This window comes from Azospirillum sp. B510, from assembly GCF_000010725.1.
Lineage (GTDB): Bacteria > Pseudomonadota > Alphaproteobacteria > Azospirillales > Azospirillaceae > Azospirillum > Azospirillum lipoferum_B.
Genome location: NC_013854.1, coordinates 227,399 through 241,480 on the forward strand (window position 1 = coordinate 227,399; position 14,082 = coordinate 241,480).

The following is a 14,082-nucleotide window of genomic DNA, read 5'->3' on the forward strand; positions in this document are numbered from 1 at the left end:
GACTGTTCACATGCGAACGGGCCGCCCCGGCGGCCGGCGCCTGATCTCCGGCCCCGGCAGCCCCGGTCAAGATGGCCTTGGTCGAGATGGCCCCGGCCACGACGGCCCGAAGCTTCGACGGGAGGTGTGAATGCCGCATACCCAAATCCGGACGGCCCGCTGCGCGGCGCTGGTCGGCCCCTATCTCGCCGGCAAGACGACATTGCTGGAAAGCCTGCTGTTCGCCGCCGGGGCCGTCACCCGCAAGGGCAGCGTGCGCGACGGCAATGCCGTGGGCGACAATTCGCCGGAGGCGAAGGCCAGGTCGATGAGCACCGAGCTGAACGTCGCCTCCTTCGACTATCTGGGGGAGCGCTGGTCGATCCTCGACTGCCCGGGCTCGGTGGAGTTGACGGGGGAGGCTCAGGCGGCGCTGATGGCCGCCGACATCGCCATCGTGGTGGCGGAGGCGGCCCCCGAGAAGGCGGTGCTGCTGGCCCCGCTGTTCAAGGTGCTGGACGACCACCGCATCCCGCATCTGCTGTTCATCAACAAGATAGACACGCTGGGGGACCTGCGCGTGCGCGACGTCGTCGCCGCCTATCAGGAGGTCTCGGCCCGCAAGCTGGTCCTGCGCGAGGTTCCGCTGCGCGAGAACGGCCAGATCACCGGGCTGGTCGATCTGGTCAGCGAGCGCGCCTGGCGCTTCAATCCGCACAAGCCGTCGGATCTGGTGGCGCTGCCCGACAGCGTCCGCGACTGGGAGGCCGAAGCCCGGCAGGCGATGCTGGAATCGGCCGCGGACTTCGACGACGGCCTGCTGGAGAAATTGCTGGAGGACATGGCCCCCGACAGCGCCGACCTGTACGAGACGCTGGCCCATGAACTGGCGGACGATCTGATCGTCCCGGTCTTCTTCGGATCGGCGGAGAATGACAACGGCATCCGCCGCCTGCTGAAGGCCCTGCGGCACGAGGGGCCGGAGGTCGCGGCCACCGCCGCCCGCATCGACATTCCGGCCGATGCGGCGGTGGCGGCGCAGGTGGTCAAGACGATGATGGGCTCCCATGCCGGCAAGCTCAGCCTCGCCCGCATCTGGCGCGGCACCGTCACCGACGGCATGACGCTGGGAGGGGAGCGGGTGTCCGGCATCTTCCAGCTGTTCGGCCGCGACCAGACCAAGGTTCCGCAGGCGGTGGCCGGCGATCTCGTGGCGCTCGGCCGGCTGGAGACGGCGGCGACCGGCGACCGGCTGACCGGGACGGCCAATCTCGGCCCGCCCGCCGACTGGCCCGCCGCCGCCCCGCCGGTCCATGGGCTGGCGCTGCGCGCCGAGAACCGCAATGACGAGGTGAAACTGTCCGCCGCCCTCCAGAAGCTGCGGGAGGAGGATCCGTCCCTGACGCTCGACCAGTCGGCCGAGACCGGGGAGTTGGTGCTGTGGGGCCAGGGCGATGTCCATCTGAAGCTGGCGATGGACCGGCTGCGCAGCCGCTTCAACGTCGCGGTGAAGGGGCTGCCGCCCCAGGTTCCCTACAGGGAGACGATCCGCAAGGGCACCAGCCATCACGCCCGTTTCAAACGCCAGACCGGGGGGCATGGCCAGTTCGCCGACATCCATGTCGAGATCCGGCCGCTGCCGCGCGGATCGGGCATCCAATTCGAGGATGCGGTGGTTGGCGGCGCCGTGCCGCGCCAGTATATCCCGTCGGTGGAGGCCGGCGTGCGCGAGGCGTCGGTGCGCGGGCCGCTCGGCTTTCCGGTGGTGGATTTCGCGGTGGCGCTGACCGGCGGCCAGTTCCATGCCGTCGACAGCTCCGACATGGCGTTCAAGACGGTGGCGCGGCAGGCGATGGCCGATGCCCTGCCATCCTGCGAGCCGGTGCTGCTGGAGCCGATCCTGACCGTCACCATCGCGGTGCCCAGCGCCTTCACCCCGAAGGTGCAGCGTCTGGTCAGCGGCCGGCGCGGCCAGCTTCTGGGCTTCGACGCGCGGCCGGGATGGCCCGGCTGGGACGAGGTGAAGGCCTGCATGCCCCAGGCCGACATGCAGGATCTGATCGTGGAGCTGCGTTCCCTCACCTTCGGCGTCGGCAGCTACAGCGCCGAGTTCGAGCGGCTTCAGGAGGTGGTCGGCAAGGCGGCCGACCGGGCCGTCGAAATCCGCCGCGACATGCTGGCGGCGCAATAAGGGGTCGGACGTTCCGTCACCCGGCAGGCCATGATCCGGCTGGCGGATGGAGGAACGTCCGTTCCGACGACCGCTTGCCCCTTACCGCGCGTCGGAGGCGGCGAACTCCTTCACCTTGGTCTTCAGAAGCTCGAAGGTTCCGTTCAGGTCGTTGGCGGAACTCAGGACCTGGGTGGACATCTCGCCGCTCTTCGAGGCGGTGTGGGCGACGGCGTCGATGTGGGCGGCGACCAGCCGGGTGCTGTCGGCGACCGACCGCACCCGTTGGGCGATGTCGTGCGTGGTCGCCTCCTGCTGCTCGGTGCTGGCGACGATGGCGGACGAGATCTCGCGAACCTGCGAGATCACCAGCCCGATGTTCTTGATCGCCTCGACCGTCTGCTTGGTCTGGTCCTGGACCATGGAGATCTGGCCGGTGATGTCCTCGGTCGCCTTCGCGGTCTGGTTGGCCAGATTCTTGACCTCGCCGGCGACGACGGCGAAGCCCTTGCCAGCCTCGCCGGCGCGGGCCGCCTCGATGGTGGCGTTCAGGGCGAGAAGGTTGGTCTGGCTGGCGATGTCCTGGATCAGCTTGATCACCGCCCCGATCTTGCTGGCGGTTTCCGCCAAACCCTGGACCATCGAGTCGGCCCGCTCGGTCTCGTCCGCCGCCTTGTTGGAGATGCCGGCCGCCTTGTCGATCTGTTGGGCGATCTCGTTGATCGAGCTGGCGAGCTGTCCGGTCGCGGCGGCGACGGCCTGGGTGTCGGCGGATACCTGATTGGCGGAGACGGTGGCCTGCTCCATCTTCTCCTCGCCCTGCTGGGCCAGGCTGGACAGGGAATGGGCGATGGTCTGCATGCCATCGGCCATCACCGCCGACCGGCCGGCGAGTTCCGACACCTCCTCCGCCAGCTTGTGGCTGCGCTGGCGTTCGTCCTGCAGGACGGTCAGATCCTTCCAATAGGTGATGACATAGTCCTTGCCGCCCTGCTGGCAGGCGACCAGCGTCACCTCGACCGGAACGAGGCTGCCGTCCAGCCGGCGATGATACCAGTCGAAGCGGACGAAACCGTCCCGTGCCGCCTTGGTGATGTATTGCACCGCCACCTCCCGCGACGACCGCCCGTCCGGCTGCGTCGTCGGCGACAGGGCGGAGGGCTGGATGCCGACGATGTCGGACCGCGACCGTGCCCGCAGGAAGCGCACCGCCGCGTCGTTGCAGGCGCGGAAGCCGTCCATGGTGGCGATCAGGATCGGGTCGGCCGATTTGTCGAACGCCATCAGGCTCAGCACGTCGTCCGGGGAGGGGGCGTTCTTCGCCGTGTCGTTCCGCTCTTCCCGGCCCAGCAGCAGGCCGCCGGCGAGGATCGCCAACCCGACGACCAAGGCCAGCCAGAAGGCCCAGCCGGACAGCACGGACGGACCGCTTGCCGCCAGCAAGGCGGCCGGCACGGCCAGACCACAAACCACGACGCCGGCAACCCGCCGGCCGCTCGATGCTTCGACCATTGACGCTATCCCCGATGATGCTCTCTGCGTGCGACTGTGCGCGCCAAAATCTTCATGGCCGCACTTAAAAGGATAAAAAGTTAAATAAGATGTAAAGGCTCAATCAGGGCGAGGTGTGATTTGTATTTCACAATTGAAATGGAGTTGTGAGAAAGGGAATCGCGAGAAGTTCATTCACAAATCAGCGACATAAATAATTTTATAATAATTTTATTGATCCACTATAGTCGGCGTTCAAGATTGTCAATTTTCTTGATTGCGCATATGCCTGATTAACGGGATCGTTGGGCAGGCCAAACAAAAACCCGCCGGCGGAAAATCGCCGGCGGGTTCGGAACCGTGCCCATCCCAAGCTCCGGGCGCCATGGCTTTGGACGCCACCGCTTGAAACGATGGATCAGCCCAGCTTCTGCTTGGCCATCGCGCCCAGGCGCAGGCGAAGCGCGTTCAGCTTGATGAAGCCTTCCGCGTCCTTCTGGTTGTAGACGCTGTCCTGCTCGAAGGTGACGTAGTCCATGCGGTAGAGCGAGTTGGGCGACTTGCGGCCGACGACCGTGACGTTGCCCTTGAACAGCTTCAGACGGACGGTGCCGTTGACCAGCGACTGGGTCTGGTCGATCAGCGCCTGGATGGCCAGACGCTCCGGGCTCCACCAATAGCCGCAATAGATCAGCTCGGCATAGCGCGGCATCAGCTCGTCCTTCAGGTGGCCGGCGCCACGGTCGAGCGTGATGCTCTCCATGGCGCGGTGCGCCACCAGCAGGATGCTGCCGCCCGGGGTCTCGTAGACGCCGCGCGACTTCATGCCGACATAGCGGTTCTCGACCAGATCGAGACGGCCGATGCCGTTCTCGCCGCCCAGCCGGTTCAGCTCGGTCAGCAGGGCCGCCGGCGACAGCGCCTTGCCGTCGATGGCGACGGCGTCACCATTCTTGAACTCGATCTCGATGTAGGTCGGGGTGTCCGGCGCCTTTTCCGGGGCGACGGAGCGGGTGTACATGTCCTCGTCCGGCTCGACCCACGGATCCTCCAGCGCCTTGCCCTCGTAGGAGATGTGCAGGAGGTTGGCGTCGGTGGAGTAGGGGGCCTCGCCGCGCTTGTCCTTCGCGATCGGAATCTGGTTCTTCTCGGCGTAGTCCAGCAGCGTGGTGCGGCTGTTCAGGGTCCATTCGCGCCACGGCGCGATCACCGAGATGTCCGGGCGCAGGGCGTAATAGCCCAGCTCGAAGCGGACCTGGTCGTTGCCCTTGCCGGTGGCGCCATGGGCGACGGCGTCGGCGCCGACCATGTTGGCGATCTCGATCTGGCGCTTGGCGATCAGCGGCCGGGCGATCGAGGTGCCGAGCAGGTAGGTGCCCTCATAGAGCGTGTTGGCGCGGAACATCGGGAAGACGAAGTCCCGCACGAATTCCTCGCGCAGGTCGTCGATGAAGATGTTTTCCGGCTTGATGCCCAGAAGCTCGGCCTTCTTGCGGGCGGGCTCCAGCTCCTCGCCCTGGCCGAGGTCGGCGGTGAAGGTCACCACCTCGCAGGAATAGGTCTCCTGCAGCCACTTCAGGATGACCGAGGTGTCGAGGCCGCCCGAATAGGCGAGCACCACTTTCTTGATCTGTTTGCCGGACGCGCCGCTCATGGGACTGCTCTTGCAGTAGAGAAAGGTAAGGCCGCGACCGTACGGCCTTTCCCGCCCGCCTTCAAGCCCCCGTGCCCGTTCCGCTCGCCGCCGCCGCCCTTTCCCGCAGCGCCGACACCGCGAACAGCAGGCAGGCGGCGGCGGTGAAGAAGGCCAGCCCGTGCCGGGTCAGGTCCATCGCCGCCCCGGCCAGCACCGGCCCGGCCAGCGCGCCGACCCCCCACATCAGCCCCATGGCGGCATAGATGCCGACCAGCTCCGCCCCCTGGAATCGGCTGCCGACGACGGCCAGCATGATGGTGTAGACGCCGACGAAGGCGCCGCCCCAGATGAACAGAAGAACATAGGTCGCGACCTCGCTCATCAGCGCGAAGGGCCAGGCGAGCGCCCCCAGCGCGGCGCAGGCCGCCAGCCCGATCACCAGCGTCAGCCGATCCATCTTGTCGCCGAGCCAGCCGATCGGAAGCTGCAGAAGGATGGCGCCGATCATCATGCAGGACATCAGGCTGGTCGCCCCGGTCTCCGACCAGCCGAGCTTGGTGGCGTAGATCGCCAGGAAGGACAGGCCGGCGGTCTCGATGGCGGCGTTCAGCATGATGGCGCCGATGGCGACCGGGGCCAGCCGGATGAAATGCAGCGGCCCCTCGTGCGACGGCTCCTCGAACTCCGGCGCCTGGACGCGGGGGGAGGCGACCAGCAGCGCCCCGGCGGCGGCCACCCCGGCGCCGGCCAGATAGGGCAGCGCCCCGCCCGATCCCAGCAGCGACAGCATCAGCGGCCCCAGCGCGAAGCCGGACGACAGCGCCGCGGTGTAGACCGCCATGGCGCGGGCGCGGGTCGCCTCGCCGCTCAGGCTGTTGGTCCAGGTCTCCGACATGACGAACAGGGTTTCCGACGCGGCGCCCAGCAGGATGCGCAGGGGAAACCACAGCCAGACCGGCGTCGCGGGAAACAGGGCGAGCAGGACCGCCGAGCCGAGCAGGGCGAGAATCACCAGCCGGCGGGCGCCCAGCCGGGCGACGATCCGCGGCAACAGCACCGCCATCCCCAGAACCCCCAGCGCATGCATCGCCGCGTTGGCCCCGATGGTCAGGTCGCTCAGATTCTGCCGCGACAGATCCAGCGCGATCAGCGCCGCGCTGAGGCTGTAGGTCAGCCCGAACATCATCGCGGTGGCGATCACCGCCGCGCGGGACAGAAGGCCGCCGTTCGGCTCGATGCCGGCCGGGGCGTGGGTGTCGTGGGTCATGATGGTTGCGTGTCCAGCCGGTCGGAGGGGGTGCGCAGCCGGCCGAGGAAGCTGCGGAGTCGCAGACGCCACGGCAGGCGGGAGCGGTCGACGATGCGGGAGAGCGCCGATGCGTAATCCAGCACGAATCCCGGTGTCCAGCTCATCGCGTCGGCCCGGCTGCGGATCAGCGACGCGACCCAGATGTCGGGGTCCATCAGCAGCCGCAACAGGCGCAGCCAGGGAGAGCGGCTGGCCAGCACCCCTTCCAGCGTGGCGTCCAGCGCGGCCGCGACCACCACCGAGCAGTTGCGGTTGGCGAGGTTGTAGGTATTGTCCTGCCGGTAACCCGCCCAGAAGGCGCGCAGGCGGCGCAGGTTGTAGGTGCGGAATTCGACGCTGGCATCGGCCGGGCACCAGTCGGCCACCTCCTCCTCGTAGGAAGGCAGGAAGCGGCCGGGCACATCGTTCTCCGCGCCGGTGCGCAGCGCGGTCACGAAATTGACGCCCGTCCGGTCGAACTCGGTCGCCGGATAGTGGCTGATATAGAGGTCGGGCGCCAGTTCCAGGGCCGAATGCCCGGTGGAGACCACGCCGTTGCGGTCGATGGCGGCGATGTAGCGGTCGATCACCAGCCGCCGGTCCAGCGGCGCCGTCGCCGTCGCGACCGGCGTCCACACCCGCACCACCAGCGGCCGGTCATGGTGGATGACCGGGTCGGGGTCCTCGCCGATCAGGACGGGCGCGTTGTCGTACCAGCCCCGTCCGGAGAAGATCGGCAGGTTGAGGATCGCCGCCTCGTCCTCCAGATCGCGCAGCAGCATCCCCAGGCGCAGCAGAATCCAACCCGACAGGCCAACGAACAGCCCGATGCACAGCGGCATGTTGCGGTCGGACGGCAGCGGCCATTCCATCAGCAACATCGCCGCCAGCGCCAGTTCCGCCAGCCCGAACGCCACCAGCAGCCGCCACATCCGCACGCGGACGAGCACCGCGGCGCCGGCGCGGTTGAAGCCGTCGAGCGCCAGCAGGCTGGCGAGGGGAAGCGCCAGCGTCCAATCATGCAGCAGCGGGGAAACCAGCAACAGCGCCCCGGTGAGGATCGCCAGCACGGCGCGGATCAGAGCGAATCGGCGGCTGGCGTCCGCCGCGCCGGACAACGCCATCGGCAGGCCGATCAGACCGCCCGTGATGAAGGCGACCCCCAGGATGGCATAAGTGAGGCCGGCCAGCCCGTCCAACAGGCCCACCGCCAGCGACAGACCCACCCCCATCAACATGAGGCCGAGCAGGGCGATCACATGCCAGTGCGAGCGGAAGGCGCGGGGGCCGATCAGCAGGAACGCAAGTTTCAGCATCGGCTTGCCCGGATCGGGACGAACGGGGAACGTTTCATGTCTCAACTGGTGATCCGGCAACCGAACCCTGTCAAGACGGCCATCCCCATCGGGCGAAGGGTCAGTCGATCTTCTCGCCGGCGTAGGTGCCCCAGAAATCGGCGCGCTTCATCCAGCCGCGATAGCCCTTCACATCGACTTCGCACCAGTCGTCGCGGCACTTCTTCAGCGAGCCGATGACGCCCGGTTCGGCCCGCGCCACGACGGCGCTGTCGCCGCGCGGCGCATCGTAGATCGCGCGGGTCTGGCCGACGATCAGCACGCCGCGGCGGCCGGACAGGGCGCTCTGGTGCACCCAGCCCTCCGCCCCTTCCCAATCGCGGATGCGGCGCCAGGTGTCGAATTCCTGGATGATCTCCACCGGCATGTCCTTGCGCTTGAAGACCCACTCGATGGGATAGCTGCCGTTGGGGCCGGAGCGCAGATTGACCTCGCCAACACGCACGGTGACGAAGCGGGGGATCGGCAATCCCGAGGCATGGGTCGGATCCTTGCTCTCCGCCGCCAGGGCGGCATCGCCGCCGGCCGCGACAAGCCCCACCCCCAACCCCATGATCAGGGCCAGAGCGGCGAGGACGGAGCGGCGGACAGGCATGGCGGCACCGGGGCTGACGGACGGGAACGGGAAACCGGGCCGCACTATAGTGACCACCCGTTCGATTGGGCAAGCGCGGCTCCCTCCCCTCCACCCGCACCGGTTCATTTGCCGCCGGCCTTGCCCGGCACTGGTCACCCCGGGCCTGCGGGGAGTAGGATCGCGCCATGAACGACCAGCAACCGCCCGACGACAACCGGACGCGCATGGCGGCGAATCTCGGGGCCGCCGTGGCGATCATCATCGTGCTGGGGCTGGGCTATTGGCTGATGGGCGCCCTGATGCAGCAGTCGAAGAACGAGGATTGCCTGCTGGCCCGCCAACGGAGTTGCGGCGGCGTGGAGGCGCGTTGAGCGCCCGCGGCGTGGAGTTCATGGCGCAAGGTTCATGGCGCAAAGTTCATGGCGCAAAGTTCATGGCGCGGCGTTCATGGCCGGGGAACCCGTCGCCCCGCTTCCTGCCGAGGGTGCGGCATTTCGTCCTCATCCGGTTCCTCCAGCGCTGAGCGCGCGATGGCCAGGATGTTGTCCAGCCGGATGATCAACTCGTTCTCGCATAAGGACGAGCGTGCCGCCGCGGCTTCCCGCATGATGGCGCGCAAGGCATCGTTTCGTGTCATCTCCACCTCCGATCGCGGTCCGCTCCGGGCGCTGTCCTTTCGACTGTGAACAACTTCACTGCGCGCCTCCCGTTGCATCGCATACCCATTTATGCATCAGCAACGGAGGGGCTCTCCCATGCACATGCGCAACATCAGAGTGAACGGCAAGCGGACCAGCATGAAGCTGATGCCGGTGGAATGGGACTCCTTGGAGGAAATCTGCACCCGCGAGAACATGACGCTGAGCGAACTGGTGTCGAAGATCGACGCCGAATGCCGGGACAGCGACAATCTCACCGGCTGCGTCCGCGTCTATGCGCTGTGCTATTTCCGCAGGGCCGCCGCCCTGTCGGAGCCGATGCCGCGCCTGCGTCTGCCGGCGACCGTGGCCTACGCCGCCGAATAAGCCGCCGCTCCGGTCGTCTTCGCCCGCGCGCTCTCCGTCGGAGGGGGCCCGTGGCGCGACCCCGGCCGGCACCCCATGTTCGACGCAAGGCCCCTTCAGGTGGCCGCCATCCTTCCTTGCGTCGAGCCAAGCGGTGCGCCAATGCCGGATGTCCAGCAGTTTCCCGTCTACAGCGTCGGCGAACGGCGGGCGGATGCCGCCGTTCATGCCATCGGGGTCACGGCGGGGATCGCCGGCTTTCTCTGGCTGCTGGAGGCCGGCCTGTTTTCCGGAACCGTTCCGCTCCATACGGCGCTGGCGCTGACCGTCTACGGGCTGGGGCTGGTGGGAATGTTGACGGCATCGGCCGCCTACAACCTCGCTCCGCCCGGCTTCGGCAAGGCGCTGCTGCGGCGGGTCGACCATGCGATGATCTTCGTGATGATCGCCGGCACCTATACCCCCTTCACGCTCGGTTTGGGCCAGGGGATCGGGCTGGGCGGCGCCGTCTGGGGAGGGGCCGCCGTCGGCGCCGCGCTGAAGCTGCGCTTTCCCGGCCGGTTCGACCGGCTGGGGCTGGCGCTCTATCTCGGGCTCGGCTGGGCGGTGGTGACCGCGCTCGAACCCTTGGGATCGGTGCTGTCGGCGCCGGCCCTGTGGCTGCTGGTCGGCGGTGGGCTGCTCTACACCGTCGGCGTCGCCTTCCACCTGATGGACCGGATGCCCTACCACAACGCGATCTGGCATCTGATGGTGCTGGCCGCCGCCGCCTGCCATTTCGCCGCGGTGGTCATGGCCTGCCTCTGACGGGGTGGGAAGGGCTCACAAGCCGGGGACAAGACGCGGCGGATTCCGTATCTTCCGCGCATCACAGTCCCAGGAAGGCATGATGGGCCGGGCAGAGATGGACAAGAGGAATAAACGAACGTCATCGATCGCCGGCGCGGCCGGCGGCGCGATGCTGGCCGGTGCGGCGCTGACCATCTCGATGATGGTCGCGGGCATCGTCGGGGCCGGTACGGCGCGGGCGGAGCCGTCCTTCGACTGCAAGGCGGCTTCCACACCGGTGGAAAAGGCCATTTGCGCCGATCCCAAGCTGGGCGATGCCGACAAGGAGATCGCCGACAGCTACAAGGCGCTCCAGGATCTGTCCGGCGCCGCCGACCGCGACCGGCTGCGGGCGGAACAGCGGGCATGGCTGGGTCAGCGCAACCAATGCGCCACGGCATCCTCACCCGGCGCCTGTCTCGGCCCGATCCTGGACGCCCGGCGCACCGCCCTGTCCGAGTCGATGCCCAAGGCGGTCGCCGCGTTCACCGCCATCGTCGACGGCATCGCCGGCGATCCGGCCGGCGCCGCCAAGCGGCTGGCCGAGATCCGCGGCGGGCTGGGCAAGGGGTGGAGCGCCTATCTGCTGCGCTTCGGCCCCTCCCCCGACCGCGCCAAGGCGGAGGGGCTGCTGCGCGAGGCCGTCGCCGGCATCGATGATTCCTTCGCCCGAGAGACGGCGGCCGGCGTCGACATCGCCACCGACGAGGGCTTCCTCACCGCTCTGCGCGTCGTCAGCGACGAGTTGGCGATGGCCTGGCCCTGTTCGGTGATGGAGCGGCGCGGGGCGGCGGCCTGGAAGGCGATGGAGCCGCTCTATGGCAGCAACCGCGACAATTTCGGCGCCGAACCCGCCTGCCCCGACGACAAGGCCCTGCTCGGCGCCCCGGTCTGGAAGAGTGTGGAGGACCAGCTCGCCCCGATGATGGAGGCCGCCTCCAACCGCACCGGCACCATCCGCTTCGCCACATACCGCCAGATGGGGATCGACCGCGTGAAGTCGGCCGTCGATCCCCGCCTGTTCCTCGCCGGTGCGCCCAATCTGGCGGATCTGCTCAAGACCACCGCCGGCTGGTCCAACCCGCGCTGGATCGCCGCCGGCTGGAGCGACGGGTTGCGCAAGGCGGTGGATGCGGCGGTGGCGGCCTGGACGCCGCAGATCGCCGCCCGTTACGGCATCGCCACCACCGAGGCGCGCCGCGTGGCCGAGGCGGTCGCGGCCCAGGGGCTGAACGGCGGCATCGGGCTGATCACCGACAATCTGGAGCTCCAGAAGGATACCCGCCTCCCCGACTGGCTGCGCGGCGGTTGGAGCTGGAGCGGCGGCGGCGCCGGGGATGCGCCCTTCGACGCGCCAGCCGGAAAGGCGCGCATCGACGCGGCCAGCATCTGCGTCGGCAAGGAATGCAGCGGCTATGACGTCGCCGGCCAGGGCGAGGATGCCGGTTTCGATCCCAAGGAGGCCCCGAAGGACGTCAAGCTCGCCGCCAACGCCGCCCAGCAGGCTGTCAGCCTGGCCCCGGTATCGGCCGGCGGCAGCCTGACGGTCGTTCCGCTGGCCGGCGGCAACCTGCTGGTCACCGGCACGGCCAAGCCGATGGTCCTGAAGCGCGACGGCAAATAGGCCGGGCCCGCAGCTCCCGCCGGCATGGACAGGCCGGCGGGAGGCCGGTGGGGGAAGGGTTCGGGCGGACGCTTTTCGTCCGTGAACGCGAAAGTCTTGCCTGCATCGTTCGGGTAGGCGACACTTCTCCGCGCGTGCCACGGTCGCGGAACCGGGCGCGGCTTTCGGGGGAAGGCATGGCACGGAACCTCAAGGCGCTCGGATTGTGGCGCACCGCGCTGGTCGCCAGCGTCCGCAAGGACGCGCCGGACCTGTCGGCGCGGCAGTTGGCGATCCTTCTCCAGGTCTATCTGACCGACCCGCCGCACACCGTGCGCGGCTTGGCGCTCTTCCTGAATATTTCCAAACCGGCGGTGACCCGCGCGCTCGACCGCCTGTCGGTTCTGGGCTTCGTCAAGCGCAAGCGCGATGCGGAGGACAAGCGCAACGTGCTGGTCCAGCGCACGGTCAAGGGCAGCGTCTATCTGTCCGATTTCGCCGAGCTGGTGATCGCCGCCGGCGCCGTCACGGCGGAGGACATGATCCGCGTCGAGGCCGACGAGGCGTTGGCCGCGACCGCCAAGGCAAGATTGCAGTCGGAACTGCAAGGCATGCCGCTGCGGGAGGCGACCGCCGCGGTTGAAGCCACCCTGGAAGCCTCGGCACCCTGATCCGTCCTTTTTGATCCGCCCTTTCCCCGGCCGGCGGGGAAAGGGCGCTTCCCTTACAGCAGTGCTTCGAGGACGCGGTCGGGCGGGGTGTGGCCGTCGGTGAAGGTCTTGATGTTGATCACCACCTTCTCGCCCATGTCGATGCGGCCCTCGATGGTGGCGGAGCCCATGTGCGGCAGCAGGACGACATTGTCCAGCCGCAGCAGCTTCGGGTTGACCGCCGGCTCATGCTCGAACACGTCCAGACCGGCGCCGGCGATCTCGCCCTTGGACAGCATGCGGGTCAGCGCCACCTCGTCGATCACTTCGCCGCGCGAGGTGTTGACGATGTAGCAATGCGGGCGCAACAGCTTCAGCCGGCGCTCCGACAGCAGATGGTAGGTGGCCGGCGTGTGCGGGCAGTTGATCGACACGATGTCCATCCGCGCCAGCATCTGGTCCAGGCTGGACCAATAGGTCGCCTCCAACTCCTGTTCCAGTTCCGGATGGACGCGGCGGCGGTTGTGGTAGTGGATCGACATGCCGAAGGCGCGCGCCCGCTTGGCCAGCGCCGAGCCGATGCGGCCCATGCCCAGGATGCCCAGCCGCTTGCCGCTGATGCGGTGGCCCAGCATGGTGGTCGGCCCCCAGCCGGTCCACTGGCCGGAACGGACCAGCCGCTCGCCCTCCGCCACGCGGCGCGCGGTGGCCAGCAGCAGCGCCATGGTCATGTCGGCGGTGTCCTCGGTCAGGACGCCGGGAGTGTTGGTGACGATGATGCCGCGCTCGCGCGCCGCCTTGAGGTCGATATGGTCGACGCCGGTGCCGAACGAGGCGATCAGCCGCAGCTGAGGCCCGGCGGATTCGATCAGCGCGCGGTCGATGCGGTCGGTGACGGTGGGCACCAGCACCTCGGCGATGGCCATCGCCTCCTGCATCTGGGCGGCGGTGAGCGGCACGTCGTCCGGATTGAGCCGGGTGTCGAACAGCTCCATCATCCGTGTCTCGATGACGTCCGGCAGCTTGCGGGTGACGACAACGAGCGGCTTTTTCTTGTCGGTCATCGGTGCTGGTCCTCCCTTGCCCCGGCCCGCCCGCATCTCTTGGTCCTGCTGGGCTGCACCGGTCCATGGTTGCCATACCAAGCGGTTGTTGGACTGTCCAGAAGTCCGTCGCGAAAGTCCGCCCTGCGGGAGCGGGAGCGGGCCGCAGCCGCGGATCGGGCGGCGCAGGATAGGGCGGCGGCATCGGCGAGGAGGTGACTTCCGGGCCGGGGGGTGTTGTTTCCCGTCCTCCCCCAACCCCTGCGCATATAAAAAATCCACCGCTAACCCATTGGATTAGCGGTGAGTTGAACAGGGAGGCTTCACGTCTGGGAGATCGTGCCCCAGGACGTGATGTCATGCGGTCCTGTCGGTTCCCAGCGGTTCCATTGGTCTGCGGCGTCTCGCGGCGAATGATTAAGAATTCTTAATTTTCTAATTCATATCAGTTACTTAGC

Annotated in this window: 13 protein-coding genes; 6 read left to right on the top strand and 7 right to left on the bottom strand. The window is 68.0% G+C overall.

Going from position 1 to position 14,082, the window contains the following annotated elements; all coding sequences use genetic code 11:
• The first annotated feature begins 130 nt into the window (after positions 1 to 130).
• Positions 131 to 2,170: an elongation factor G gene (locus tag AZL_RS01120; protein ID WP_012972835.1), complete on the top strand. Its 2,040-nt coding sequence runs from the start codon at positions 131 to 133 to the stop codon at positions 2,168 to 2,170.
• Positions 2,171 to 2,251: 81 nt separating this feature from the next.
• Here the strand turns inward: AZL_RS01120 and AZL_RS33235 are convergent, their stop codons facing one another.
• The 5 genes from AZL_RS33235 to AZL_RS01145 all read right to left on the bottom strand — a co-directional run bounded on the left by AZL_RS33235 (position 2,252) and on the right by AZL_RS01145 (position 8,514).
• The gene (locus tag AZL_RS33235; protein ID WP_012972836.1) at positions 2,252 to 3,661 is read right to left on the bottom strand and encodes a methyl-accepting chemotaxis protein; all 1,410 of its coding nucleotides are present in this window, start codon (positions 3,659 to 3,661) and stop codon (positions 2,252 to 2,254) included.
• 397 nt (positions 3,662 to 4,058) lie between these two features.
• A complete protein-coding gene (locus AZL_RS01130; protein ID WP_012972837.1) occupies positions 4,059 to 5,294 on the bottom strand; it encodes an argininosuccinate synthase in 1,236 nt (411 codons plus the stop codon).
• Positions 5,295 to 5,355: 61 nt separating this feature from the next.
• Positions 5,356 to 6,543 (bottom strand): MFS transporter, encoded by a 1,188-nt coding sequence (locus AZL_RS01135; protein ID WP_012972838.1) that lies wholly within the window; start codon positions 6,541 to 6,543, stop codon positions 5,356 to 5,358.
• Complete coding sequence (locus AZL_RS01140; protein ID WP_247894243.1) at positions 6,540 to 7,925, bottom strand: protease; 1,386 nt, start codon at positions 7,923 to 7,925, stop codon at positions 6,540 to 6,542. The genes AZL_RS01135 and AZL_RS01140 overlap by 4 nt, the downstream gene beginning before the upstream one ends.
• A 55-nt stretch (positions 7,926 to 7,980) precedes the next feature.
• On the bottom strand, positions 7,981 to 8,514 hold the full coding sequence (locus tag AZL_RS01145; protein WP_042443354.1) for an SH3 domain-containing protein: 534 nt from the start codon (positions 8,512 to 8,514) through the stop codon (positions 7,981 to 7,983).
• A gap of 167 nt (positions 8,515 to 8,681) precedes the next feature.
• Here AZL_RS01145 and AZL_RS01150 point away from each other — a divergent pair, with 167 nt between their 5' ends.
• Positions 8,682 to 8,867 carry a hypothetical protein gene (locus tag AZL_RS01150; protein ID WP_042442285.1) on the top strand — a complete coding sequence of 62 codons (186 nt, stop codon included), beginning with the start codon at positions 8,682 to 8,684 and terminating at the stop codon, positions 8,865 to 8,867.
• A gap of 74 nt (positions 8,868 to 8,941) precedes the next feature.
• On the opposite strand, the gene AZL_RS01155 is transcribed toward AZL_RS01150, so the two are convergent.
• Positions 8,942 to 9,133 (bottom strand): hypothetical protein, encoded by a 192-nt coding sequence (locus AZL_RS01155; RefSeq protein WP_042442287.1) that lies wholly within the window; start codon positions 9,131 to 9,133, stop codon positions 8,942 to 8,944.
• 118 nt (positions 9,134 to 9,251) lie between these two features.
• On the opposite strand from AZL_RS01155, the gene AZL_RS01160 reads away from it, so the two are divergent.
• From AZL_RS01160 to AZL_RS01175, 4 genes are all read left to right on the top strand, one after another.
• Positions 9,252 to 9,521, top strand: a complete 270-nt coding sequence (locus AZL_RS01160) for a ribbon-helix-helix domain-containing protein (RefSeq protein ID WP_148219152.1) — start codon at positions 9,252 to 9,254, stop codon at positions 9,519 to 9,521.
• Between the two features lie 141 nt (positions 9,522 to 9,662).
• A complete protein-coding gene (locus AZL_RS01165; protein WP_042442289.1) occupies positions 9,663 to 10,307 on the top strand; it encodes a PAQR family membrane homeostasis protein TrhA in 645 nt (214 codons plus the stop codon).
• Between the two features lie 97 nt (positions 10,308 to 10,404).
• Positions 10,405 to 11,952: a lysozyme inhibitor LprI family protein gene (locus AZL_RS01170; protein ID WP_042442291.1), complete on the top strand. Its 1,548-nt coding sequence runs from the start codon at positions 10,405 to 10,407 to the stop codon at positions 11,950 to 11,952.
• Between the two features lie 176 nt (positions 11,953 to 12,128).
• Positions 12,129 to 12,602 carry a MarR family transcriptional regulator gene (locus AZL_RS01175; RefSeq protein ID WP_042442293.1) on the top strand — a complete coding sequence of 158 codons (474 nt, stop codon included), beginning with the start codon at positions 12,129 to 12,131 and terminating at the stop codon, positions 12,600 to 12,602.
• A gap of 53 nt (positions 12,603 to 12,655) precedes the next feature.
• Here the strand turns inward: AZL_RS01175 and AZL_RS01180 are convergent, their stop codons facing one another.
• Positions 12,656 to 13,645 (bottom strand): 2-hydroxyacid dehydrogenase, encoded by a 990-nt coding sequence (locus AZL_RS01180; protein ID WP_042442296.1) that lies wholly within the window; start codon positions 13,643 to 13,645, stop codon positions 12,656 to 12,658.
• Positions 13,646 to 14,082 lie beyond the last annotated feature (437 nt).

Bases quoted from the DNA above. Each gene is read 5' to 3' on its own strand.
- AZL_RS01120 (WP_012972835.1), top strand. From the start codon at position 131: ATGCCGCATACCCAAATCCGGACGGCCCGCTGCGCGGCGCTGGTCGGC.
- AZL_RS01160 (WP_148219152.1), top strand. From the start codon at position 9,252: ATGCACATGCGCAACATCAGAGTGAACGGCAAGCGGACCAGCATGAAG.
- AZL_RS01130 (WP_012972837.1), bottom strand. From the start codon at position 5,294: ATGAGCGGCGCGTCCGGCAAACAGATCAAGAAAGTGGTGCTCGCCTAT.
- AZL_RS01170 (WP_042442291.1), top strand. From the start codon at position 10,405: ATGGACAAGAGGAATAAACGAACGTCATCGATCGCCGGCGCGGCCGGC.
- AZL_RS33235 (WP_012972836.1), bottom strand. From the start codon at position 3,661: ATGGTCGAAGCATCGAGCGGCCGGCGGGTTGCCGGCGTCGTGGTTTGT.
- AZL_RS01145 (WP_042443354.1), bottom strand. From the start codon at position 8,514: ATGCCTGTCCGCCGCTCCGTCCTCGCCGCTCTGGCCCTGATCATGGGG.
- AZL_RS01135 (WP_012972838.1), bottom strand. From the start codon at position 6,543: ATGACCCACGACACCCACGCCCCGGCCGGCATCGAGCCGAACGGCGGC.
- AZL_RS01155 (WP_042442287.1), bottom strand. From the start codon at position 9,133: ATGACACGAAACGATGCCTTGCGCGCCATCATGCGGGAAGCCGCGGCG.
- AZL_RS01165 (WP_042442289.1), top strand. From the start codon at position 9,663: ATGCCGGATGTCCAGCAGTTTCCCGTCTACAGCGTCGGCGAACGGCGG.
- AZL_RS01150 (WP_042442285.1), top strand. From the start codon at position 8,682: ATGAACGACCAGCAACCGCCCGACGACAACCGGACGCGCATGGCGGCG.
- AZL_RS01180 (WP_042442296.1), bottom strand. From the start codon at position 13,645: ATGACCGACAAGAAAAAGCCGCTCGTTGTCGTCACCCGCAAGCTGCCG.
- AZL_RS01175 (WP_042442293.1), top strand. From the start codon at position 12,129: ATGGCACGGAACCTCAAGGCGCTCGGATTGTGGCGCACCGCGCTGGTC.